Annotated in this window: 20 protein-coding genes; 14 read left to right on the top strand and 6 right to left on the bottom strand. The window is 52.4% G+C overall.

The genetic code is table 11. The annotated features are described in order from the left end of the window. The first annotated feature begins 18 nt into the window (after positions 1–18). From WN16_RS22610 to fucO, 3 genes are all read left to right on the top strand, one after another. A complete protein-coding gene (locus tag WN16_RS22610) occupies positions 19–1,017 on the top strand; it encodes a LacI family DNA-binding transcriptional regulator (protein WP_003034060.1) in 999 nt (332 codons plus the stop codon). Positions 1,018–1,158: 141 nt separating this feature from the next. Further along, positions 1,159–1,806 (top strand): L-fuculose-phosphate aldolase, encoded by a 648-nt coding sequence (fucA, locus tag WN16_RS22605; RefSeq protein ID WP_003034062.1) that lies wholly within the window; start codon positions 1,159–1,161, stop codon positions 1,804–1,806. Between the two features lie 27 nt (positions 1,807–1,833). Further along, on the top strand, positions 1,834–2,982 hold the full coding sequence (gene fucO, locus WN16_RS22600; RefSeq protein WP_044699746.1) for a lactaldehyde reductase: 1,149 nt from the start codon (positions 1,834–1,836) through the stop codon (positions 2,980–2,982). Positions 2,983–3,058: 76 nt separating this feature from the next. Here fucO and xni read toward each other — a convergent pair whose 3' ends face one another. The 5 genes from xni to queF all read right to left on the bottom strand — a co-directional run bounded on the left by xni (position 3,059) and on the right by queF (position 9,578). Next, complete coding sequence (gene xni, locus WN16_RS22595) at positions 3,059–3,814, bottom strand: flap endonuclease Xni (RefSeq protein WP_003840372.1); 756 nt, start codon at positions 3,812–3,814, stop codon at positions 3,059–3,061. Positions 3,815–3,981: 167 nt separating this feature from the next. Beyond that, positions 3,982–5,349, bottom strand: a complete 1,368-nt coding sequence (locus WN16_RS22590) for an L-serine ammonia-lyase (protein ID WP_003034070.1) — start codon at positions 5,347–5,349, stop codon at positions 3,982–3,984. Between the two features lie 53 nt (positions 5,350–5,402). Continuing rightward, entirely contained in the window at positions 5,403–6,692 is a 1,290-nt protein-coding gene (locus tag WN16_RS22585; protein ID WP_003034073.1) for an HAAAP family serine/threonine permease, read from the bottom strand. 560 nt (positions 6,693–7,252) lie between these two features. After that, complete coding sequence (gene ppnN / locus WN16_RS22580; RefSeq protein ID WP_003034076.1) at positions 7,253–8,617, bottom strand: nucleotide 5'-monophosphate nucleosidase PpnN; 1,365 nt, start codon at positions 8,615–8,617, stop codon at positions 7,253–7,255. A 112-nt stretch (positions 8,618–8,729) separates the two neighbouring features. Next, positions 8,730–9,578 (bottom strand): NADPH-dependent 7-cyano-7-deazaguanine reductase QueF, encoded by an 849-nt coding sequence (gene queF, locus WN16_RS22575; RefSeq protein ID WP_003034084.1) that lies wholly within the window; start codon positions 9,576–9,578, stop codon positions 8,730–8,732. Between the two features lie 68 nt (positions 9,579–9,646). On the opposite strand from queF, the gene syd reads away from it, so the two are divergent. From syd to WN16_RS22535, 8 genes are all read left to right on the top strand, one after another. Next, positions 9,647–10,192 (top strand): SecY-interacting protein, encoded by a 546-nt coding sequence (syd, locus tag WN16_RS22570; RefSeq protein ID WP_003840362.1) that lies wholly within the window; start codon positions 9,647–9,649, stop codon positions 10,190–10,192. 633 nt (positions 10,193–10,825) lie between these two features. Continuing rightward, entirely contained in the window at positions 10,826–11,155 is a 330-nt protein-coding gene (locus tag WN16_RS22565) for a YqcC family protein (protein WP_003034091.1), read from the top strand. Beyond that, the gene (gene truC / locus WN16_RS22560) at positions 11,155–11,937 is read left to right on the top strand and encodes a tRNA pseudouridine(65) synthase TruC (RefSeq protein WP_044699744.1); all 783 of its coding nucleotides are present in this window, start codon (positions 11,155–11,157) and stop codon (positions 11,935–11,937) included. The genes WN16_RS22565 and truC overlap by 1 nt, the downstream gene beginning before the upstream one ends. A 19-nt stretch (positions 11,938–11,956) precedes the next feature. Then, a complete protein-coding gene (locus WN16_RS22555) occupies positions 11,957–12,406 on the top strand; it encodes a flavodoxin (protein WP_003846536.1) in 450 nt (149 codons plus the stop codon). Between the two features lie 342 nt (positions 12,407–12,748). Continuing rightward, entirely contained in the window at positions 12,749–14,101 is a 1,353-nt protein-coding gene (gudP, locus tag WN16_RS22550; RefSeq protein WP_003034105.1) for a galactarate/glucarate/glycerate transporter GudP, read from the top strand. Positions 14,102–14,103: 2 nt separating this feature from the next. Then, positions 14,104–15,444, top strand: coding sequence for an enolase C-terminal domain-like protein (locus tag WN16_RS22545; protein WP_044699743.1), 1,341 nt, complete (start codon positions 14,104–14,106; stop codon positions 15,442–15,444). A 20-nt stretch (positions 15,445–15,464) separates the two neighbouring features. Beyond that, positions 15,465–16,805, top strand: coding sequence for a glucarate dehydratase (gene gudD / locus WN16_RS22540; RefSeq protein ID WP_003034111.1), 1,341 nt, complete (start codon positions 15,465–15,467; stop codon positions 16,803–16,805). Between the two features lie 81 nt (positions 16,806–16,886). Then, entirely contained in the window at positions 16,887–18,029 is a 1,143-nt protein-coding gene (locus WN16_RS22535; RefSeq protein WP_044699741.1) for a glycerate kinase, read from the top strand. 43 nt (positions 18,030–18,072) lie between these two features. On the opposite strand, the gene barA is transcribed toward WN16_RS22535, so the two are convergent. Further along, positions 18,073–20,829 (bottom strand): two-component sensor histidine kinase BarA, encoded by a 2,757-nt coding sequence (barA, locus tag WN16_RS22530; RefSeq protein ID WP_044699738.1) that lies wholly within the window; start codon positions 20,827–20,829, stop codon positions 18,073–18,075. 57 nt (positions 20,830–20,886) lie between these two features. On the opposite strand from barA, the gene rlmD reads away from it, so the two are divergent. From rlmD to mazG, 3 genes are all read left to right on the top strand, one after another. Continuing rightward, entirely contained in the window at positions 20,887–22,185 is a 1,299-nt protein-coding gene (gene rlmD, locus WN16_RS22525) for a 23S rRNA (uracil(1939)-C(5))-methyltransferase RlmD (RefSeq protein WP_032949930.1), read from the top strand. A gap of 100 nt (positions 22,186–22,285) precedes the next feature. Further along, on the top strand, positions 22,286–24,520 hold the full coding sequence (gene relA / locus WN16_RS22520; protein ID WP_003034123.1) for a GTP diphosphokinase: 2,235 nt from the start codon (positions 22,286–22,288) through the stop codon (positions 24,518–24,520). Positions 24,521–24,643: 123 nt separating this feature from the next. Then, entirely contained in the window at positions 24,644–25,435 is a 792-nt protein-coding gene (mazG, locus tag WN16_RS22515; protein WP_003840346.1) for a nucleoside triphosphate pyrophosphohydrolase, read from the top strand. Positions 25,436–25,458 lie beyond the last annotated feature (23 nt).

The raw sequence follows: 25,458 nt of genomic DNA, 5'->3' as shown, positions 1-25,458 counted from the left end.
GTGGACTGGGGCATATAGATGGCTAAAACAGTAGAACAGATAGCCAGCGATCTGAATTTATCGGTTACGACCGTACGACTGGTGCTGAACGGGAAAGCAGAGCAATATCGAATCAGTGTCAAAACCCAAACGCGTATTAATGAATATGTCGAGCGCTATGGTTACGTCATTAACCATTCAGCACGTAGCCTGAAATTAAATAAAACGGATACTTTGGGATTGATTGTACCCAATATTTCCAACGTCTTTTTTGCCACACTCGCAGAAAAACTTGAGCAACGCTGTCGTCGTTCAGGTTATCAGTTAACGATTAGCTGTACCTATGACGATGTTGATTACGAAAATAAACTGACCAAAGCGTTAATCGCCCGTAATGTCGATGGCCTTTTTATTGTTCCCTCAACGTTAGAGAATCAGCAACACCATTTACGTCAGGTCAGAAAACCGATGGTGTTACTTGACCGTGATTTTAAGTATACCGATAACGCACTGGTAGAAAGTCATAACATCTTGGGCGGCGAGAAATTGACGCAGAGTCTGTTTGACGCTGGAAAGTCGCCAATCTGGTTTTTAGTGGGGGATACTGGATTACCCAGCATTGGTGATCGTTTGCAAGGTTATCTTAATGCATTGAACAATAATGGCATTTCACATAGAGATTGGGTGCGCGAAGGTCCGGACAACACACCTGAAGGTGGTTATCGACTGATGGATGAGTTGATCGGCGAACAGGGCTGTCCGCAGGCGTTTATCGCCTCATCATTACCGGTACTGGAGGGGGCCATTAACGCTATTCGTAATCGTTTGGGCACAATTCCACCGGAAATTAATATTGGGACATTCGATGAACACCCAATGCTGGGATTCCTCGCCAATAATGTCTGGTCAATGCAACAGGATGAAAATGTCTGGGCGGAAAAAGCATTCGATATGATGATGAGTGCTATTGATGATCACCCAATTAAAGAAACTGTAAAAGTTGAGATGAAACTTATTAAGCGCGTAAGACAACCTTAATATGTCGCTATAAATAAATCGGCCAACTGAATCTGAATAAATACGTTCAGTGGCTGCCTGTACCTAAAACCTGACCCGTCTTATTCTGCGGCTGCATTTTTCGCAATAAAGACGAGGGGAAACTGTACCCGGAGAATCATTATGGAAAGAATGCGTTTGTCGCGAGAAATCATTGAAACCTGTCTGGAAATGACCAGCCTTGGATTGAATCAGGGGACGGCGGGAAATGTGAGTGCGCGTTATGAAAACGGGATGCTGATCACGCCCAGCGGTATTCCTTACGAAAGACTTACTGAAAACATGATCGTGTATGTAGATAACGACGGGAAATATGATAAAGGACAATTACCCTCCAGTGAATGGCGTTTTCACCTGGCGGCATACCAGACGCGTCCGGATGCCAATGCGGTTGTCCATAACCATGCCGTACACTGCACGGCCGTTTCAATTCTTAATCGCCCTATCCCGGCAATTCACTACATGATTGCAGCGGCGGGGGGGAACTCTATTCCGTGTGCGCCTTATGCGACGTTTGGTACACGAGAGCTGTCAGAGCATGTGAGCGTCGCCCTGAAAAACCGTAAGGCAACGCTTTTACAGCACCATGGGTTGATTGCTTGCGAAGCGAATTTGGAAAAAGCACTGTGGTTGGCGCATGAAGTGGAAGTTCTGGCCCGTCTGTACCTGAGCACGCTGGCGATTGTTGACCCGGTGCCGGTGCTGGATGACGAGGAGATCGCTATTGTGCTGGAGAAATTCAAATCTTACGGATTACGCATTGAAGAGTAATTTCGCATAGCGAAAAGGAGAAATACAATGGCGAACAGAATGATTCTGAATGAAACGGCATGGTTTGGCCGGGGGGCTGTTGGCGCATTAACCGATGAAGTTATTCGTCGCGGTTATCGCAAAGCGTTGATTGTGACTGATAAAAATCTGGTGCAGTGCGGCGTTGTTGAGAAAGTGACTTCCCGAATGGATGCTGCAGGTCTGGCATGGGAAATCTATTCAGGCGTTATTCCTAATCCAACCATTGCGGTAGTGCAGGAAGGATTGAGTGTCTTTCAGCAAAGTGGCGCAGACTATCTGATAGCAATCGGCGGAGGCTCCCCGCAGGATACCTGTAAGGCGATTGGCATTATCAATAATAATCCTGAGTTTGCTGATGTACGCAGCCTTGAAGGGTTATCGCCGACACGCAACCCAAGTGTGCCGGTTATGGCTATCCCAACCACCGCGGGAACGGCGGCGGAAGTGACCATTAACTACGTGATCACCGACGAAGAAAATCGGCGCAAGTTTGTTTGTGTTGATCCACATGATATCCCGCAGGTGGCGTTCATCGATGCTGACATGATGGACGGCATGCCTGCTGCGTTAAAAGCCGCTACCGGCGTGGATGCACTGACGCATGCCATTGAAGGGTACATCACGCGGGCGGCGTGGGCATTGACCGATGCGCTGCACATCAAAGCCATTGAAATTATTGCCGGGGCATTACGCGGTTCGGTTGCGGGCGAAAGCCAGGCGGGTGAAGCGATGGCGCTGGGCCAATACGTAGCCGGGATGGGCTTTTCCAACGTTGGTCTGGGATTAGTGCATGGCATGGCACACCCGTTAGGCGCGTTCTACAACACGCCGCACGGCATCGCGAATGCCATTTTGCTGCCGCACGTGATGCACTATAACGCCGAATTCACTGGGGAAAAATTCCGCGATATCGCTCGGGTAATGGGGGTTAAGGTTGAAGGACTCACGTTGGCGCAAGCACGTAAAGCAGCAGTGGATGCCGTCTTCGCCCTTAACCGCGATGTAGGGATCCCCCTGCATTTACGCGATGTTGGCGTCCGTAAAGAGGATATTCCTGCATTGGCGCAAGCCGCATTTGACGATGTTTGTACCGGGGGAAATCCGCGTGAAGCGAGCCTTGGGGATATCGTCGAGCTGTACCATACTGCCTGGTAATCACCTGGCGTTTATCTGGCCTACAGGGTTATGCGTTAAGTAGGCCGGATAAGCGCAGCGCCATCCGAAAAAAAGACTACCGTGCCAGCCGTAGCTGCTGTAGGTTTCCGTCGATATGTAAGTCCGTTTGCAGCCGCGCGATATCGCGGCACAAAAACGCCATCTCACGATGTTCTTCGAGTTTCTTGCGCCATTTCTCCGGTACGTCATCCAGATGTTCATACAGTGCTTCCAGCGTTGGAAACTGCGTCAACAATTGTGTGGCGCTTTTAGGACCAATACCGGCAACCCCAGGTATCTTAGAACTGCTGATCCCTGCCAGTCCCCAGTAATCAGGCAACTGTTGCGGCAGTACGCCGAACTCTTTCTCGATAAACGGCGCATCCAGCCAGCGTTTCTGGAAATAATCGCGAATACGCAGCGTTGGGGAGAGTAGCTGACAATAGCCTTTATCGGTTGAGACGATGGTTGCCTGATGTCCGGCCTGGCTAACTTTCACCGCCAGAGTTGCGGCTAAATCATCGGCTTCATTCCCGCTGGATTCCCAGCAGCAGACACCGCGCTGTTCAAAAGCGGCGCGTAAGGCGGGCATTTCCTTGTGTAAATCGTCAGGCATTGGCGGGCGACCGGCTTTGTAGTCAGGTAAGCGTTGGTGACGCCAGCCGCTGTTGCGCGCTTCGTCATCAAATACCGCCACGGCGTGTGTGGGCTGACTGTGCACAATCAACTGATCGAGCGCGTGCTGGCACGTCTCCACGCAGGGTGAGCCCTGTACGGCGTGAATTCGGCGGATAAGATTCAGTGCATCGACAATGAGCAGATGGACGGCCACGGTGTTCTCCCTAACAAATCAGTCTGTAGGGTAACATTCACGGCGAGTGGAGGCGAAGATCTGATACAACATTTTGCTGGATGGCGGCTGAAGCCTTATCCGGCCTACAAATGAATACGGCACTGTAGGCCGGATAAGCTTGCGCCATCCGGCAATGGGGGGGGGACTTAATCGCAGGTGACAATTTTCATTGCCAAACCGCCGCGAGATGTTTCGCGGTATTTGGCATTCATGTCTTTACCGGTTTCGTACATGGTCTCGATAACTTTATCGAGGCACACGCGTGGCTCACTGGTACGGCGCAGCGCCATACGTGCGGCGTTCACCGCTTTCACGGACGCGATCGCGTTACGCTCAATGCACGGTACTTGTACCTGGCCGGCAACCGGATCGCAGGTCAGACCCAGGTTATGTTCCATACCGATTTCTGCTGCGATGCACACCTGCATTGGACTACCACCCAGCAGTTCAGCCAGACCAGCCGCTGCCATGGAGCAGGCCACGCCAACTTCACCCTGACAGCCGACTTCGGCACCAGAGATAGAGGCGTTCATCTTATACAGTGAACCAATGGCGCTCGCGACCAACATATAGCGTGCCAGAGAGTTAGCGTTCACTTCACGGATAAACTTGTCGTAATACGCCAGTACGGCAGGAACAATCCCGCATGCACCGTTGGTTGGCGCGGTAACTACACGTCCACCTGCTGCGTTTTCTTCGTTCACGGCCAGCGCGAACATGTTGATCCAGTCAACAACCGCCATCGGGTCAGTGGTGGTTTTGTCGCTGCTGACCAACATACGACGCAGCGCAGCAGCACGACGCGGAACGCGTAGTTTGCCCGGCAATACACCTTCGGTGGTGATGCCGCGCTCAATCCCGCTACGCATCACTTCCCAGACGTTAGCAAAGTGCTGTTCCAGCTCTTCTTTGCTGTGCAGGGCCAGTTCGTTTTGCATCATCAGACCGGAAAGTGACAGGCCGGTTTCCTGGCAATGACGTTGCAAATCAGCTGCGGATTTATACGGATACGGCACGTTTACCGGAGAGTTGTTCGGTAAACCAAAATGTTCTTCATCAACGATGAACCCACCGCCAATGGAATAGTAAGTCTGGCTGTAAATGGCTTTTTCGCCCGCCAGTGCGGTAATACGCATCCCGTTTTCGTGCAGGGACAGATTGTCCGCATGGAAATTCATGCACTTGTCGACCGGGAACTCGACCTCATGTTGACCGTCTGCCAGCAGCAAACGCCCATGAGTATTCACATCCTGGATAAAGGAAGGGATGGCATCAATGTCTACGGTATCCGGCAGATTACCCGCCAGGCCCATAATAATCGCGATGTCGGTATGGTGACCTTTCCCCGTCAGAGACAAGGAGCCATAGACATCAACCACTACGCGGGTTACGTCAGTGAGAATTCCGCGTGCAATCAGGTCATCCGTGAATTGTTTGCCTGCTTTCATCGGGCCAACAGTGTGGGAGCTGGAAGGGCCAATGCCGATTTTGAAAATATCGAATACGCTAATCATGAGGCGTCCATTGTGTATCGAGATGCGCCGCCCCGAAGAGCGGCGCAGGGGAATTAACTGAACAGAGAGTAGAAAATAGCGGAGATAGCGATCAGGCCCATAATCACAACGAAGACGTTGCTGATATGGCCGCTGTACTTACGCATTGCCGGTACTTTCTGGATGGCATACATCGGCATCAGGAACAGAATCATCGCGATGATTGGGCCACCCAGGGTCTCAATCATACCGAGGATGCTCGGGTTCAGTGTCGCCACAATCCAGGTGGTTACCAGCATGAACAGTGCAGTGATTTTGTTCAGTTTGTTGATTTCGATGGATTTGCCTTTGCCGCGCAGAGACTTAATCACCATCCCGTTGAAGCCTTCACGTGCGCCCAGGTAGTGGCCGAGGAAGGATTTGGTGATAGCGATAATCGCGATGATCGGTGCCATCCAGGCAATAATCGGCGCGTTAAAGTGGTTCGCCAGGTAAGACAGAATCGAGATGTTCTGCTCTTTTGCTGCTGCCAGGTCCGCCGGGGTCAGGCTGAATACGCAGCTGAAGACGAAGAACATAACGGTCAGTACCATCATGATGTGAGCGAATGCCAGAATCTTGGAGCATTTCTTCTCAGCTTCATCACCGTACTCTTCACGCTTCGCCACGGCGAAGGAGGAGATGATCGGGGAGTGGTTGAAGGAGAACACCATTACCGGAATCGCCAGCCACAGGGTCAACAGCAGGCCGTTCCCGGTGGTTGCCGCAGAGTCAAAAGACATGGTTTCCAGAATCGCACCGCTCCACTGAGGGATCAGATACAGCGCCAGCAGCATCAGAGCCGCAACGAACGGGAATACCAGGATGCTCATCGCCTTAACGATCATCTGCTCACCGAAGCGCACGATGGTCATCATGCCGACAATCAGGATCAGAGACAGGATTGCACGCGGCGGAGGAGTAATCGCCAGCTGATGGGTCAGGAAGCTTTCAACGGTATTGGTGATTGCTACGCTGTAAACCAACAGAATCGGGTAGATAGCGAAGAAGTAGAGCAGGGTAATCAGTTTACCTGCGCCAACGCCGAAGTGTTCTTCTACAACTTCGGTGATGTCTTCACCCGGATTTTTACCGGACAGCACAAAGCGAGTCAGACCGCGGTGTGCAAAGAAGGTCATTGGGAAGGCAAGGATCGCCATGATGATCAGCGGGATCATACCGCCTACGCCTGCGTTGATCGGCAGGAACAATACACCCGCGCCAATCGCCGTGCCGTAAAGGCCCAGCATCCACATGGTGTCTGTCTTGCGCCATGCGCTGCGGGTCTGGCCCGTAACGATAGTGCTGGTTTGAGTGTTTTCCATCTATTTCTCCTGGAGGAAGCTTAAAAAGCCGGGTTTGAGGTCAATCCAATGAGAAAGTACCCGGCTGTAAATCGAAATTCGTTGAGCGATTTTTATATAATTTTTCGCCGTAATAATTTTCGGGCGGAAAGATACATTTTAGTAATGAATGTATCAGTGATCGGGATCCCAAATGCAATAATCCACCTTTTATGTGGATAAATTTGGGCCATTAATCTGTTAAAAAATAGTCAAAGCGAATTTACGGGCGCGAAGGCTAACATTAACGACATATCTCATGAAAGCGAAGGCGCGAAGATAGGCGTGTTCAGCTGTAAAAACTGTTGTTTTTAGATGATTTCGGCGACTAATAATAATTTACTAAGATAAATCACGGTTGGTTTTTCAAGGTAATCGTTTGCGTGGCACGCTGTTTTTAATGAATCATCACTGGTATTTATGTGATTGTCAGGGCTATGTGACTGGTATCACTAAAAAAAGCCGGGAGGCGCATGCGCCAAACCCGGCTTTGGTATGGACAAAACTGTCACCGCTATAGTGCTGCTAGCGGGTCTAGAAGGTTAGGCGCAGATCTCGTAACAAGGGATATACGCAGTGCCCGGTAACTTCATACGATGTTGTGCAACAAAGCCCTGCAGGAGATCGTCCATACGGCGCATCATTTCGCGGTCACCGTGGATTTTGTACGGGCCAAACTCTTCAATAGCGCGGATGCCGACTTCCTTCACGTTACCAGCCACAATACCGGAGAATGCGCGACGTAGATCGGCCGCCAGTACTTCAACGGGTTGATCCGGGTACAGCTTCAGGTTGGCCATGTTTTCATGGGACGGTTCGAACGGCATCTGCAGATCGGGCGCGATACGAATCGACCAGTTAAAGCTGTAAGCATCACCTGTGTCGCGACGGTTTTCTTTCACCAGCGGCATCGCTTTTTTCATCAGACGCGCCACTTCCGCTGCATCGTCAATGATAATGCGATAGTGGCGACGCGCATCTTCCCCCAGCGTGTGCACGATAAATTCGTCCAGCACGCGGAAGTAATCCGCACTCTCTTTTGGTCCGGTCAGGATCAGTGGTAGTACCTGATCTTTGTTGGCCGGATTCATCAGGATCCCCAGCAGATACAGCAGCTCTTCTGCTGTCCCTACGCCACCCGGGAAGATGATAATACCGTGGGCGATACGCACGAACGCTTCCAGACGTTTTTCAATGTCCGGCATGATGATCAGTTCGTTTACCAGCGGGTTAGGCGGTTCAGCGGCGATGATTGACGGTTCGGTCATGCCAATAAAGCGGCTGTCTTTGTATCGCTGCTGGGCGTGGCCTACCGCAGCGCCTTTCATTGGCGCTTCCATCGCCCCTGGACCGCAGCCGGTACAGATGTTCAGTTCGCGCAGGCCCAACTGGGTGCCGACGCGACGGGCGTACAGGTACTCATTTTCGTTGATTGAGTGACCGCCCCAGCAGACGACCATGTTCGGCGCTTCACCGACGTGCAGCGCCCGGGCATTACGCAGGATCGAGAATACCAGGTTGGTGATATGGACCGAGCTTTCGAGATCCAGATGCTGAAAACGACCGGCGTTATGGATCTGGCCATTGACGAACAGAATGTCGCGCAGCACGGCAAACAGGTTAGCCTGTAGCGCACGAATAATGCGTCCATCAACAAACGCATCTTCAGGTGGGTTGATCAGTTCCAGCTTCACGCCCCGTTCGCGGCGCAGTACGTTAATATCGAAACTTTCAAAGCGTGACAGCAGTTCTTTACTGTTGTCGGTCAAACTGCCGGAGTTCAGAACGGCAAGCGAACAGTTACGAAACAGTTGATACAGGTCGCTGCTGGCCGTGCGTTTAAGCATATCGACTTCCAGCTGCGACAACATGTCCATTGAGCCAAGCGGGCTAATATGTGTAATCAAGTAAACTCCTTATGGGACGCAACACGTCATTCCCTGTGATTACAATAGCCCTGGCTTATGACCTTTCACAACCTTGTGCGCGGAATCCGACACGCAAAATTGAGAAAAAAGATTACTGACGCACCAGACGACCGGTTGCCGGAGTGAAATCGGTGTTGGTGCGCCATGGGTTAATGTCCAGGCCACCACGTCGCGTGTAGCGTGCGTAAACGCTCAGTTTCTCCGGCTGGCAGAAGCGCAGAATGTCATTGAAAATGCGTTCCACACACTGCTCGTGAAACTCATTATGGTGGCGGAAGGAGACCAGATAACGCAGCAGCTTCTCCCTGTCGATTTTCCGTCCGCGATACTGAATTTGTATGGAGCCCCAGTCGGGCTGATGGGTAATCAGACAGTTGGATTTCAGTAGATGGCTGACCAGTGTCTCTTCCACTGCCTTTTCACCGCTCACGGCATTTTCCAGATACGCAGTGCTGAACTGGTAGTTATCGATGACGATATCCTGATTGTCGATACAGGTGCCGTTAAAGTGGGCTATCGGCTGCCCTTCCAGTTCGTCAAGGCGGTACAGCGCCACGCTGACATCGCCCTGAGCGCAGGCGCGAAGATCGTTTTCCAGTGTCTGACGTACCGCATCCCAGGAATCAAAACGCGTCTGATTAAAACTGTTCAGGTAAAGCTTAAAGCTTTTCGATTCAATCAGATTTACGCTGGTGTAATCCAGTTCCACGTGACCGACTGCGACCTGGGGTAAGCCGTTGGTATTCAGCCACGACAGTTCATACAGCGTCCAGATATCTGCACCGTGAAAAGGCAGGGTATCGGCCTTTAAATCCAGCGGATCGCGGTTTAGGCTGCGCGGAACGCCCTGCAACAGACTTGCATCGTAATTGTCTCGGTAATCCGTTGATTTACCTAGAGTCAGGCCGTCAAGCGCCTGATGATTTTCATAAGAGGACATGTTTCACCGTCATAAACCAGATACACTATGCGACAAGTGTATCCTGGCTTTTGTGAAGAGAGAAATCAGTGGACGAATTGACAGCGCAGGCGTTGGTAGCCTTTACGACGCGTTATTGCGACGCATGGCATGAAAAAAACAACAGTTGGCCACTAAGTGAAGAGCTGTATGGCGTACCTTCTCCGTGCATCATTTCTTCCACAGACGATGCGGTATTTTGGCAGCCTCAACCTTTTGTCGGCGAAAAAAACCTCAATGCGGTTGAACGGGCCTTTGATATTGTGGTACAACCTGCCGCTCACGCTTTTTACACCACCCAGTTTGCCGGGGATATGCACGCGCAGTTTGCGGATGAAAAGCTGACGCTGCTGCAGACCTGGAGTGAAGATGACTTCAGGCGCGTTCAGGAAAACCTGATTGGTCACTTGGTTACGCAAAAGCGACTTAAGCTTTCGCCTACGCTTTTTATTGCCACACAAGATAATGAGCTTGACGTCATTTCGGTGTGCAATCTGTCCGGTGAAGTGTGCAAAGAAACGCTGGGAACCCGTAAACGAACGGTGCTGGCGGCCTCACTTGCGGAATTCCTCACTCAACTTAAGCCAGTTCTGTAATCCTGTTTGCCCTGAATCTTGTGAGAGATCTCTTACAAACCCTGTAGGACATTGCCAGGTGATAAGTAAAGACTTAATGAATTAATAAAATAATAATTTATTATTATTCAATTGGTTAGTCTTTTATTGTCAACTTTCATACGAAAATAATCGTAAGGGTAAGCCTGTAAGCATCTTGTAAGACAAAGCGAAACAGGCGATTCTATATCTGTCGACAAGGAGTCGCACAACGAAGAGAACATCAGGATGATGGCTCTTCACCTGGATACACCAGGACGGTGTTGCAAGGACAGGCTTCAGGACGAAGCAAAGAGGAAGACGCTGGATGCGTTAAAGGACACCTCCAGGACGGAGAATGAGAGCCGGTCAGGATGTTCGGCGGGTCAGGATGGCCAGGATACTTCAGGATGAAGTTTTCACATCGGGGTGATGTGAGCAGGATGCAAAAGTTCAGGATGAACAAGGTCGCAAGACCACAGGAAAAGTTGTCACGGATGAGCAGGGAGCACTAAAAGTAGCTGGAATGCTGCGAAACGAACCGGGAGCACTGTTTTTTTACAGTGCTCCCTTTTTTTATTTCCCTCCACTAGTGCTATTCTTCGCGCCAGATTTTTCATCATTGAGGTTTATTTCATGACGACTCATGACCGTGTGCGCCAGCAGTTACACGCACTTGAAGCGCTACTGCGTGAACATAATCACTGGCGGATGGATGAGCCAGCAGAGCATCTGTTTACCAGTACGCAGCCTTTTTGTATGGATACCATGGAGCCGGTCGAGTGGCTGCAGTGGGTGTTGATTCCCCGCATGCATACGCTACTCGATAACGCGCAGCCGCTTCCGCAGGCTTTTGCCGTTGCACCGTATTACGAAATGGCGCTAGCAGCCGATCATCCGCAACGCGACATTCTCCTGGCGGCATTGCAGGAGCTGGATGCGCTGTTTACCAGTGATAACGCCTGATGCTGGAAATTCTTTATCAGGACGAATGGCTGGTTGCAGTCAATAAACCTTCGGGCTGGTTGGTTCACCGCAGTTGGCTCGACCGGGATGAGAAAGTGGTGGTGATGCAAACGGTGCGCGACCAAATTGGTCAGCACGTATTTACCGCCCATCGACTCGACAGGCCAACCTCCGGCGTGCTGTTGATGGGACTGTCCAGCGAAGCCGGACGTTTGCTGTCCCAGCAGTTTGAACATCATCAAATTCAGAAACGCTATCATGCGATTGTGCGTGGCTGGCTGATGGATGATGCCGTGCTGGATTACCCGCTGGTCGAAGAGCTGGATAAGATTGCCGATAAGTTTGCCCGCGATGATAAAGGCCCGCAGCCTGCTGTCACCCATTATCGTGGCCTGGCAACGGTAGAAATGCCGGTAGCGACCGGGCGTTATCCAACTACCCGTTACGGGCTGGTGGAGCTGGACCCTAAAACCGGTCGCAAGCACCAGCTCAGACGCCATCTGGCGCACTTGCGCCATCCGATTATCGGCGACAGTAAGCATGGTGATTTACGGCAAAACCGCAGCGCCGCAGAGCATTTCGGTTGTCAGCGATTGATGCTACATGCCAGCCAGCTTGCGCTGACCCATCCTTTCACCGGCGAACCGCTGGTTATTCGCGCCGGGCTGGATGACGTCTGGATGCAGGCGCTATCACAGTTTGGCTGGCGCGGACTTCTCCCTGAGAATGAAAGGGTTGAGTTCAGCGGGATGTCAGGTCAGGATGAGCAGATAGATTCTTAAGTCCCAGGAGATTACGGTTATGGCGGAAATTGGAATTTTTGTCGGCACAATGTACGGAAACGCGCTGCTGGTTGCCGAAGAGGCCGAGGCCATTTTGACGGCACAGGGTCATAAAGCCACGGTGTTTGAAGATCCGGAGCTTAGCGACTGGCAGGTATATCAGGATAAATATGTGCTGGTGGTGACCTCAACGACCGGGCAGGGCGATCTGCCCGATAGCATTGTGCCGCTGTTTCAGGGGATCAAAGATAATCTCGGTTTCCAGCCAAATCTGCATTACGGAGTCATTGCGCTGGGCGACAGCAGCTACGTTAATTTCTGCAATGGTGGCAAACAGTTTGATGCGCTGTTACAGGAGCAAAGCGCACAGCGCGTGGGTGAAATGTTGCTGATTGACGCCAGCGAACATCCTGAACCGGAAAGCGAATCCAACCCTTGGGTAGAAAACTGGGGAACCTTGCTCAAATAATCTCTCGCCCGTACGGGCATACAACCCCCATTTGAACCGTAGGCCGGGTCAGGCGAAGCCGCCACCCGGCAATAAAACCCCAATTACGTGAACTAACTTCCACTGCTTTGGGCTTATGCCCCAAACAACTTCTTACTGCCTCCCGAATGTTGTGTTCATGCACGGTGAGGGTAAGAGCCACTCCTTCATATACTTTTCCCGTCAGTTCCCGAAAAGGCAGCGAGTCAGAATAAAACGGCCCTGAGCTGTACCAAAACTGCCACACACTAACCTCTCATTCTGATCACCCTACAGGTGCTGTACAGAATGAACTGGCGAAAGCCAAGATTCAGGAGTGCAACAATGAGTTCATTAAGTCAGGCGGCGAGCAGCGCTGAAAAACGCACTAACGCTCGCTACTGGATAGTGGTGATGTTGTTTATCGTCACATCCTTCAACTACGGCGATCGCGCCACCTTATCCATTGCTGGTTCGGAGATGGCCAAAGACATTGGTCTGGATGCGGTAGGGATGGGTTATGTATTCTCCGCTTTCTCATGGGCCTATGTTATCGGCCAGATCCCTGGCGGCTGGTTGCTTGACCGCTTCGGTTCAAAACGTGTTTATTTCTGGTCCATCTTTATCTGGTCCATGTTTACCCTGCTGCAGGGCTTCGTCGATATCTTTAGCGGCTTCGGCATTATCGTTGCGCTGTTTACGTTGCGATTCCTTGTCGGTTTAGCTGAAGCACCTTCCTTCCCCGGCAATAGTCGTATAGTTGCGGCATGGTTCCCGGCACAGGAGAGGGGCACAGCGGTCGCAATCTTTAACTCTGCGCAGTACTTTGCCACCGTTATTTTTGCGCCAATCATGGGGTGGCTGACCCACGAAGTGGGCTGGTCGCATGTGTTCTTCTTTATGGGCGGCCTCGGGATTGTTATCAGCTTTATCTGGCTGAAGGTGATTCATGAACCAAACCAGCACCCGGGCGTAAACCAAAAAGAGCTGGAGTACATTGCTGAAGGCGGGGCGCTGATCAATATGGATCAGGCGGCCGCCAAAGCTAAAGTGCCGTTCAGCGTGAAGTGGGGGCAAATCAAACAGCTGCTGGGCTCACGGATGATGATCGGTATTTACATCGGGCAATACTGCATTAACGCGCTGACCTACTTCTTTATCACCTGGTTCCCGGTTTATCTGGTGCAGGCTCGCGGTATGTCGATTTTGAAAGCCGGTTTTGTCGCTTCGGTCCCGGCCATTTGCGGATTCGCCGGCGGCGTGCTCGGCGGCATTATTTCCGACTGGCTGATGCGCCGTACCGGTTCGCTAAATATCGCCCGTAAAACGCCAATCGTACTCGGCATGCTGCTGTCGATGGTGATGGTGTTCTGTAACTACGTCAACGTGGAGTGGATGATCATCGGCTTTATGGCGCTGGCCTTCTTCGGCAAAGGTATCGGTGCGTTGGGATGGGCGGTGATGGCTGATACTGCACCTAAAGAGATCAGCGGTCTGAGCGGCGGTTTGTTCAACATGTTTGGCAACATCTCCGGCATCGTCACGCCAATTGCTATCGGCTACATCGTAGGGACCACCGGCTCGTTTAACGGCGCGTTGATTTACGTCGGGGTGCATGCGTTGATTGCGGTGGTGAGCTATCTGGTACTGGTGGGTGATATTAAACGTATCGAACTGAAACCTGTCGCAGGACAATGATGATGACAACACAATCGAGTCCCGTTATTACCGATATGAAGGTCATCCCGGTGGCCGGTCATGACAGCATGCTGCTCAATATTGGCGGTGCGCACAATGCATATTTCACCCGCAATATTGTGGTTCTTACCGATAACGCCGGCAATACCGGCGTCGGTGAAGCGCCGGGCGGCGAAGTGATTTATCAGACGCTGGTTGACGCTATCCCGATGGTATTGGGTCAGGAGGTCGCGCGCCTGAATAAGGTGGTACAGCAGGTGCATAAAGGCAACCAGGCCGCTGATTTTGACACCTTCGGCAAAGGCGCCTGGACCTTTGAACTGCGGGTCAATGCGGTAGCGGCGCTGGAAGCGGCGCTGCTCGACCTGCTGGGTAAGGCGCTGAACGTGCCGGTTTGTGAACTGTTAGGGCCGGGCAAGCAGCGCGATGCGGTCACCGTACTCGGCTATCTGTTCTACGTGGGCGATCGCACAAAGACCGATTTACCGTATCTGGAAAGCACGCCGGGAAACCATGAGTGGTATCACCTGCGTCACCAGCAAGCGATGAACAGTGAGGCGGTGGTACGTCTGGCTCAGGCTTCGCAGGATCGCTACGGCTTTAAAGATTTCAAACTCAAAGGTGGTGTACTGCCTGGCGAGCAGGAAATCGACACCGTTCGTGCGCTGAAAAAATGCTTCCCGGATGCGCGTATTACGGTTGATCCCAACGGTGCCTGGTTGCTGGATGAAGCCATCTCCCTGTGTAAAGGGCTGAACGATGTTCTGACCTACGCCGAAGATCCATGCGGCGCTGAACAGGGTTTTTCTGGCCGCGAAGTGATGGCCGAGTTCCGCCGTGCAACCGGTCTACCGGTAGCAACCAACATGATAGCCACCAACTGGCGTGAAATGGGCCATGCGGTGATGCTGAACTCAGTAGATATTCCGCTGGCCGATCCGCACTTCTGGACCCTTTCCGGCGCGGTACGCGTGGCACAGTTATGCGATGACTGGGGACTGACCTGGGGCTGCCACTCTAACAATCATTTTGATATTTCGCTGGCGATGTTCACCCACGTTGGCGCCGCTGCGCCGGGCAACCCGACGGCTATCGACACCCACTGGATCTGGCAGGAGGGCGATTGCCGTCTGACCAAAAATCCGCTGGAGATTAAGAACGGGAAAATTGCTGTTCCTGACGCGCCTGGACTGGGCGTAGAGCTGGACTGGGATCAGGTTAACAAGGCTCATGAAGCCTACAAGAGACTGCCCGGCGGCGCGCGTAATGACGCAGGCCCAATGCAGTATCTGATCCCCGGATGGACTTTTGACCGTAAACGTCCCGTTTTCGGCCGCCACTAATTTTGAATAAGGACTTAATTATGAGCGCACAATTTTCTACCCCATTGGTTACCTCTATGCAGGTTATTCCGGTTGCGGGTCATGACAGTATGCTGATGAACCTGAGCGGCGCACATGCTCCATTCTTCACGCGCAATATTGTGATTATTAAAGATAACTCCGGTCATACCGGCGTGGGTGAAATTCCCGGCGGAGAAAAAATCCGCAAAACGCTGGAAGATGCGATCCCGCTGGTGGTAGGCAAAACGTTAGGTGAATACAAAAACGTGCTGAATGCGGTACGCAATACTTTTGCCGATCGTGATGCGGGCGGTCGCGGTTTGCAGACCTTTGATTTACGTACCACTATTCATGTGGTTACTGGGATCGAAGCGGCCATGTTGGATCTGTTAGGTCAGCATCTGGGCGTAAACGTCGCCTCTCTGCTGGGTGATGGACAGCAGCGTAGCGAAGTTGAAATGTTGGGTTACCTGTTCTTTGTCGGTAACCGTAAGGCAACGCCGCTGCCGTACCAGAGTCAGCCGGATGAGAAGTGCGACTGGTATCGTCTGCGTCATGAAGAGGCGATGACCCCGGATGCGGTAGTGCGCCTGGCGGAAGCTGCGTATGAGAAGTATGGCTTCAACGACTTTAAACTGAAAGGCGGCGTACTGGCCGGGGAAGAGGAAGCGGAATCTATCGTTGCGCTGGCGAAGCGTTTCCCGCAGGCCCGCGTCACGCTGGATCCGAACGGCGCGTGGTCGCTAAATGAAGCGATTAAGATCGGCAAATATCTGAAGGGTTCTCTGGCCTATGCGGAAGATCCGTGTGGCGCCGAGCAGGGCTTCTCTGGTCGTGAAGTGATGGCGGAATTCCGCCGCGCTACCGGTCTGCCGACCGCCACCAACATGATCGCCACCGACTGGCGTCAGATGGGGCATACGCTGTCGTTGCAGTCCGTGGATATCCCACTGGCGGACCCGCACTTCTGGACCATGCAGGGTTCTGTCCGCGTGGCGCAAATGTGCCATGAGTTTGGGTTGACCTGGGGATCGCACTCTAACAACCACTTTGATATTTCGCTGGCGATGTTTACGCATGTCGCGGCAGCGGCTCCGGGCAAAATTACCGCGATTGATACCCACTGGATCTGGCAGGAAGGCAATCAACGCCTGACCAAAGAGCCATTTGAAATCAAAGGCGGCATGGTGCAGGTTCCGGCAAAACCGGGTCTGGGCGTGGAGCTGGATATGGATCAGGTCATGAAAGCGCATGAGCTGTACCAGCAACATGGATTAGGGGCGCGTGATGATGCGATGGGAATGCAGTATCTGATCCCGAACTGGACGTTTGATAATAAGCGTCCGTGCATGGTACGCTAAGTGAACTGGGACCGCTCCCATTAAGGAGCGGTTTTTATCCTGGTATATGCTTAACACAGTCAACATGCGTAAGGATGCTTTATGAAAATAGTAATCGCACCGGATTCCTATAAGGAAAGTTTGAGTGCGCTTGAAGTGGCAACGGCTATTGAGCAGGGGTTTCGTGAGATCTGGCCCGATGCGGATTACGTGAAGATTCCGGTTGCAGATGGCGGTGAAGGAACGGTCGAAGCGATGGTTGCCGCAACGCAAGGTCACCTTGTGCATGTTGATGTTACCGGCCCTTTGGGCAACACAATTCAGGCATTTTATGGTTTATCCGGTGATGAGCGCTCGGCGTTTATCGAAATGGCGGCCGCCAGCGGACTGGAACAGGTTCCTGCGGGGTTACGCGATCCGCTGAAAACGACATCCTGGGGAACCGGGGAGTTAATCCGTCATGCGTTGGACGCTGGCGTTGAGCATATCATCATTGGAATTGGCGGAAGCGCCACCAATGATGGCGGTGCCGGGATGGTGCAAGCGCTGGGAGCAAAATTGCTGGATGCGCAAAATAACGATATTGCCCATGGCGGGGCTGGCCTCGAATCGCTCGCTCGGATTGATATTTCTCAGTTAGACCAGCGACTTGCTGCGTGTCGTATTGAAGTGGCTTGCGACGTGACTAATCCGTTGACCGGTGAAGAGGGCGCTTCTGCGGTTTTTGGCCCGCAAAAAGGGGCGACGCCGGAGATGATTACCCGCCTGGATCGGGCACTCACGCACTATGCGCAACTCATTGCCCGCGATCTGGACGTCAACGTGCTGGATCTGGCCGGCGGTGGAGCCGCTGGTGGTATGGGGGCGGCGCTATATGCGTTTTGCGGCGCACTGTTGCGCTGCGGTATTGAGATAGTAACGGATGCGTTGCACCTTGACGCCTGCGTTGCGGATGCGGATTTAGTGGTCACGGGTGAAGGGCGCATTGATAGTCAGACCATTCACGGTAAGGTTCCGGTTGGCGTGGCGAAGGTCGCAAAGCGTTACAACAAACCGGTTATCGGCATTGCCGGTAGCCTGACGGCGGATGTCGGTGTGGTCCACGAGCATGGGCTGGATGCGGTTTTCAGCGTCATCTATACCATCTGTACCCTGGATGAGGCGCTAAAGAACGCGAGCGACAACGTACGAATGACGGCGCGAAACGTGGCCGCAACGCTTAAAGCCGGGCAGCAATTACGCTGAGTTGTAGGTTGGATAAGGCGGTCACGCCGCCTTCCTGCGAATATTACCCCAACAACTTCTTCGCTTCGCGCGCAACGTTGTCCATTTCATCCAGAAGCTCTAAAAACTCAGGCTCCAGCTCTTCTTCCTTGGTCCCGCTACGTAATTGCTGCTCAATAAGCTGACACAGGTTTTTCATGCGGGGAACGCCGCTATAACCGCAGCTGCCGTGCAGCTTGTGGATCATATCCACCAGACCTTCAGGGTTTTCACCGACCAGCTGTTCTTCAATTTTGTTACGTACTTCGGGCAGAAAATCGAGCAGCATTTGCAGCATTTCCCGCGCCAGATCGTTTTTACCTGCGGCTTGTCTTAATGCTAACTGCCAGTCGAGTGTGGTATTCGGATTGACTACCGGCTCAACGGGTTCAACGGCGATCGCCCTAAGGGCTGTGCTTGCGCCAGGTTTGTAACGTAACAGCAGATTATGCAGCTTATCTTCCTCGATAGGCTTCGCCAGGTAATCGTTCATCCCGGCGCTGAGCAGCTTTTCTTTCTGCCCGGCCATGGCGTGTGCGGTGACCGCAATGACCGGTGTCTGCTGTTGATGAGGAAGCTGGTGGATTAGTTCACAAGCGCGAATGCCGTCCATGTCTGGCATCTGAATATCCATCAGGATCAGATCAAATTGCATTTGTCTGGCGCGATCCACCGCTTGATGCCCACTGTCGCAGAGCACGACGTGCTGCACCTTATCTTCCAACAGTGCGCCAATCAGCTTGAGGTTCGCCGGGTTGTCGTCTACCGCCATAACGGTCATCGCGATTTTGCTATCGTCTAACAGCAGCGGATCCGCGCTGTGATTCACCTGACAATACTCTGTCAGCGCAGGCAGTAAGCGAGTTGAGGTGAGAGGTTTCAACAGACATGCCGCCGCGCCGCCCTGTTTTAACTTCTCGGCGTTAATCTGCGCATGGCAAGGCAGGGCCAGTAACAAAAAGTCGGTCATCGCCGCAGCGTTTGCCAGCCGCTCATGCTGCATGGTGAGCGGTTCGCGTAAAGTGACCGGAATGCCGAGCAGCAGAATATCGTAGTGATCCTTCGGCAGCCCGGAGAATGAAGGGCTGTAAATCACCTCCAACGGCGTTTCGCTCAAGATATCTAATGTGCACTGTGCGGCAGTGGCGTTCGGTTCGACGTAGGCCAGCCGTTTACCGGCCAGGCAGAGCGTGGTTGAGCGGTCAACGAGAACGTTAGGGTTAAGATCGAGGCTGATATGGAACCAGAACGTGGAACCCCGGTTCGGTTGACTATGGAAGGAGATGTCCCCGCCCATTTCGTTGACCAGTTTTTGCGTAATTACCAGGCCCAGCCCGGTACCGCCGTGGCGGCGGGAAATACTGGCATCCGCCTGGCGGAAGGCCTGGAACAAGCGTGACTGATCGCGCTCAGGAATACCAATTCCGGTATCGCGGATTTGTACTTCAATCTGCACTTTCGTGTTACTAAGGGCGCGCTTCTCGACCAGAATGTCGATATTGCCGCCTTCGGTAAATTTGATGGCATTGCCAACCAGATTAGTGATTACCTGCTGTAAGCGCAGCGGATCGCCGATGACGTTGTCCGGCACGTCATTCTTAATATTCAGCGTCAGCTCAAGCCCTTTATCATGGGATGAATGCGCTAACAGCGTAACGACGTCATCCAGCGTGCTGCGCAGCGGGAAGGGAATGCTTTCCAGAATCAGCTTGCCCGCCTCAAGTTTGGAGAAGTCGAGTACATCATTGATGATAGCCAGCAGATTGTTAGCCGAGCGTTCAATGGTATTCAGGTGATCGCGCTGCGTGGTGTTGAGCTCGGTTTTTAGCGTAAGACGGGTGAAGCCAATCACGCCATTCAGCGGTGTTCGCAGTTCGTGCGACATGTTAGCCAGAAACTCAGACTTAATACGCGCCGCTTCCTGGGCGCGTTTCTTCGCCAGATCCAGTTCGACGTTCTGGATTTCCATCTGCTCCAGCGTTTCACGCAGGTCAGAGGTGGCCTGATCGATGTTGTGCTGCATCTCTTCATGGTAAGCCGCAAGTGACATCGCCATCGAGTTGATACCATTTTTGAGCATATCCAGCTCGCCCAGCATGAAACCTTCCACGCGGCTGTCGAGCTGTCCTCTACGAATTCGGTCAACGGTATTCACCATATTGCGAATCGGGCCGGTTACGTCTCGCATCAGACGCCAGCCAAAAATTAACGCAATACCAATACAAAACAGCATCATTACACTGGAGATAAAGATCTCTTTGTACTGCTGCAATCGCACGGACTTAAGATCCAGCTCAAGCGCCACATACCCCAGCATATTTTTGGTGTTTTTCGCATCGCTTACGGCGGATTCATCTGGTGAATAGCTTTCCGATATAATCGGGGTACGCAGGATCATGATATCCCCGTGCCGGGTGACGCTTAGCTTACGGGGAAACGGTGAACCTGTCGCCAACTGCATTTCAGACGGATCGAGATGAAAATTAGAGGTTACGAACAGTCGGTTATTTTCGTCATAAACAGAAATTGCCCGCACGATATCGGAATGGCGACGATGCAGCACGCTGATAAGCTGGCCGATGGATTCCCTGTTTTGCAGGTTCATGCCATATTCGCTGGAGACCGCGAGTGGTTCTATGATGCTGGCACCAGCATCTTCCAGTTGACGCTGCAAGTCGTTATAGCGATGCACAACAAAAAAGATACTGAGCAACAAACCTATCAGGACGGTCGGGGCCAGGATCAGAATCATCATGCGTGCGCGCAGGCTGTAGTTGGTCATGGAGTTCCGTTATGGGACAATTAGGGTCACACTGTTAAATAGAGAAATATCTCGTCGATGGCGCAATTCTACTCTGCAAAACGACGCGTGACGACGCGTCAGATCATAACCGTTACCGTCAATGACCTCGATCCTTTTGGTCAGGGCGTCGCTCGCCATAACGGAAAAGCGTTGTTTATACCGGAATTGCTACCCCAGGAAAGCGCCGAGGTGGTGATTACCGAAGATAAAAAACAGTTCGCCCGCGCGCAAGTAAAACGACGTTTGAACAACAGCCCTGAGCGTGAAGTGCCACGTTGCCCGCATTTTGGCGTATGCGGCGGTTGCCAGCAGCAGCATGCCAGCATCTCGTTACAGCAGCGTAGTAAAAGCGCGGCGTTGTCGCGTTTAATGAAATGTGACGTGTCGGATGTTATAGCTGATACGCCGTGGGGCTATCGTCGTCGTGCCCGATTGAGCCTGAACTATCGGCCAAAAGAACACAAATTGCAGATGGGGTTTCGCAAATCAGGCTCCAGCGACATTATCGATGTCAAACAATGCCCTGTTTTGGTGCCCCAGCTTGAAGCGTTATTGCCCCATCTCAGGGCGTGTCTGGAAAGTCTTCAAGGGTTACGCCACCTTGGACATGTTGAACTGGTGCAGGCAGGGAGCGGAACCCTGATGATTTTGCGCCACACGGCGCCATTAAGTGCAGCGGATAAAGAAAAACTGGAATGCTTTTCGCATTCTCAGGGGCTGTCTTTGTTTCTGGCCCCGCAAAGCGAGATACTGGAATCAATATCAGAAGAATCGCCCTGGTATGACTCAAATGGACTACGGTTAACCTTCAGCCCGCGCGATTTTATTCAGGTTAACGAAGGGGTAAACCAACAAATGGTGGCCCGTGCGCTGGAATGGCTCGATGTGCAACCTGAAGATCGCGTACTCGATCTGTTCTGTGGAATGGGTAATTTTACCCTGCCGCTGGCAACTCGAGCAGCAAGCGTGGTTGGCGTGGAAGGTGTTCCGGCGCTGGTTGAAAAAGGTCGGGAAAATGCACTGAATAACGGATTACACAATGTGACATTCTTTCATGAGAACCTTGAGGAAGATGTTACCCGGCAGCCGTGGGCGAAAAACGGATTCGACAAAGTTTTGCTCGATCCTGCGCGTGCGGGGGCTGCTGGTGTGATGCAACATATTATAAAATTAGAACCTATACGCGTTGTTTATGTATCCTGTAACCCGGCAACGCTGGCTCGTGACAGCGATGCTTTGCTCAATGCGGGATATGCCATCCGGCGGCTGGCGATGCTCGATATGTTCCCGCACACTGGACACCTGGAATCAATGGTCCTGTTTGAGCGTTTGTAATGAACTTAATACCCATTGGATTTCGCCTTGTAATGCTGTGTGAAAGACAATGGGTTCGGCTTGTCGACTTCGACAGGCCATGCCCCTTAAGGAGAGGACGATGGTTGCGGTAAGAAGTGCACATTTAAATAAAGCTGGTGAGTTTGATCCCAAGAAATGGATCGCGAGTCTGGGGATCTCCAGCCAGCAGTCGTGTGAACGCTTAGCCGAAACCTGGGCGTACTGCCTCCAGCAGACACAGGGGCATCCGGATGCGGATCTGCTGCTGTGGCGTGGCGTGGAGATGGTAGAAATTCTCTCCATGTTGAGCATGGATATCGACACGCTGCGTGCAGCAATGCTGTTCCCTCTGGCTGATGCCAACGTGGTAAGTGAAGACATCCTGCGCGAGAGCGTGGGCAAATCCATTGTTCATCTTATCCACGGCGTGCGTGATATGGCGGCGATACGCCAGCTTAAAGCCACGCATACCGATTCAGTTTCTTCCGAGCAGGTCGATAACGTCCGCCGCATGCTGCTGGCAATGGTAGATGACTTCCGCTGTGTGGTCATCAAGCTGGCAGAGCGGATTGCCCATCTGCGTGAAGTGAAAGACGCGCCGGAAGATGAACGCGTTCTGGCGGCAAAAGAGTGCACCAATATCTATGCACCGCTGGCCAACCGTTTGGGAATCGGGCAATTAAAATGGGAGCTGGAAGATTATTGCTTCCGTTATCTGCACCCGGCTGAATACAAACGCATTGCCAAGCTGCTGCATGAACGTCGTATCGACAGGGAGCATTACATTGATGAGTTCGTTGGTCATTTGCGCTCAGAGATGAAAACGGAAGGCGTCAAAGCTGAAGTGTACGGGCGTCCGAAGCATATCTACAGCATCTGGCGCAAAATGCAGAAAAAGCAGTTGGCCTTCGATGAACTGTTCGATGTGCGCGCAGTGCGTATCGTGGCAGAGCGTTTACAGGACTGCTATGCCGCGCTCGGGATAGTACATACTCACTATCGCCATCTGCCGGATGAGTTTGATGACTACGTCGCGAACCCGAAACCCAACGGCTACCAGTCAATCCATACGGTTGTGCTGGGGCCGGGCGGGAAAACCATTGAAATTCAGATCCGTACCAAACAGATGCACGAAGATGCCGAACTGGGCGTCGCGGCGCACTGGAAGTACAAAGAGGGCACCGCTTCAGGCGCGGCGCGCTCTGGTCATGAAGATCGCATTGCATGGCTGCGTAAGCTGATCGCCTGGCAGGAAGAGATGGCAGATTCCGGTGAAATGCTGGATGAAGTTCGTAGCCAGGTCTTTGATGACCGCGTGTATGTCTTTACGCCGAAAGGCGACGTTGTGGATCTGCCTGCAGGCTCCACGCCGCTCGATTTTGCTTACCACATTCATAGTGATGTGGGGCATCGTTGCATTGGCGCGAAAATTGGTGGACGCATCGTACCGTTTACCTACCAACTGCAGATGGGCGATCAAATTGAAATTATCACCCAGAAACAGCCAAACCCAAGCCGCGACTGGTTGAACCCTAACCTTGGCTACGTAACCACCAGTCGTGGGCGTTCGAAGATCCACGCCTGGTTCCGTAAACAGGACCGTGATAAGAACATTCTTGCAGGTCGCCAGATCCTCGACGATGAACTGGCGCATTTAGGCATCAGCCTGAAAGAAGCGGAAAAACATCTGCTGCCGCGCTACAGTTTCAATGAGCTGGATGAACTGTTGGCGGCGATTGGCGGAGGAGACATCCGCCTCAACCAGATGGTGAATTTCCTGCAGGCGCAGTTTAATAAGCCAAGCGCTGCCGAACAGGATGCCGCCGCGCTGAAACAGCTTCAGCAGAAAACGCACGCACCGCAAAGTCGCCGTAAAGACGACGGTCGTGTCGTGGTGGAAGGGGTAGGTAACCTGATGCACCACATCGCTCGCTGCTGCCAGCCGATTCCAGGCGATGAGATTGTCGGGTTTATTACCCAGGGACGCGGTATTTCCGTGCACCGGGCGGATTGTGAACAGCTGACTGAGCTGCGTTCCCATGCGCCGGAACGTATTGTCGATGCGGTCTGGGGCGAAAGTTACTCTGCAGGGTATTCGCTGGTGGTTCGCGTCCAGGCCAACGATCGCAGTGGCTTGTTACGTGATATCACCACGATTCTCGCCAACGAGAAGGTGAACGTGCTGGGAGTTGCCAGCCGGAGTGATACCAAACAACAGCTTGCCACCATTGATATGACCATCGAAATCTACAACCTGCAGGTGCTCGGGCGCGTGCTCGGCAAGCTGAACCAGGTACCGGATGTGATCGACGCACGTCGTCTGCACGGTAATTAATCATTATGTAGGCCGGATAACCTTGTAGGCCTGATAAGACGCGTTAGCGTTGCCATCAGGCATTGCTATGTTGCCTGATGTCGCCTTATCCGGCCTACCGTATTGAAATTTCAGGATATTCCAATGAATCAAATCGACCGACTGCTCGGTATTATGCAGCGCCTGCGCGACCCGGAGAACGGCTGTCCGTGGGACAAAGAGCAGACATTCGCCACTATTGCTCCTTATACCCTCGAAGAAACTTATGAAGTGCTAGACGCGATTGCGCGAGAAGACTTCGACGACCTGCGTGGAGAGTTGGGGGATCTGCTGTTCCAGGTGGTGTTTTACGCCCAGATGGCTCAGGAAGAAGGACGCTTCAACTTTGATGATATTTGCGCTGCGATAAGCGATAAGCTTGAACGCCGCCACCCGCATGTTTTTGCTGATGTTTCTGCCAGTAACAGCACCGAGGTGCTTACCCGTTGGGAGCAAATCAAAACCGAAGAACGTGCTGAGAAGGCACAGCATTCCGCGCTCGACGATATTCCCCGTAGTTTACCGGCATTAATGCGCGCCCAAAAAATCCAGAAACGCTGCTCAAATGTTGGCTTCGACTGGAAAACATTAGGACCGGTTGTCGACAAGGTTTACGAAGAGATCGACGAAGTCATGTTTGAGGCGAAGCAGGCTGTTGTCGACCAGGCTAAACTGGAGGAGGAAATGGGCGATCTGCTGTTTGCCACGGTCAATATGGCCCGGCATTTAGGCACTAAAGCAGAGACCGCATTGCAAAAAGCGAACGAGAAATTTGAGCGACGTTTTCGTGAGGTTGAGCGAATTGTGGCTGCTCGCGGTCTGGAAATGACTGGTGTTGATCTGGAAACTATGGAAGAAGTCTGGCAACAGGTAAAACGGCAGGAAATTGATCTCTAAGGGATTTCGTCGGTCAAGAGCGA

The sequence above is a fragment of the Citrobacter sp. ABFQG genome (genome assembly GCF_004322975.1).
Classification (GTDB): Bacteria; Pseudomonadota; Gammaproteobacteria; order Enterobacterales; family Enterobacteriaceae; genus Citrobacter; species Citrobacter freundii.
The sequence above is the reverse complement of the archived record's forward strand: the minus strand, read 5'-3'. Positions and strand labels throughout refer to the sequence as shown.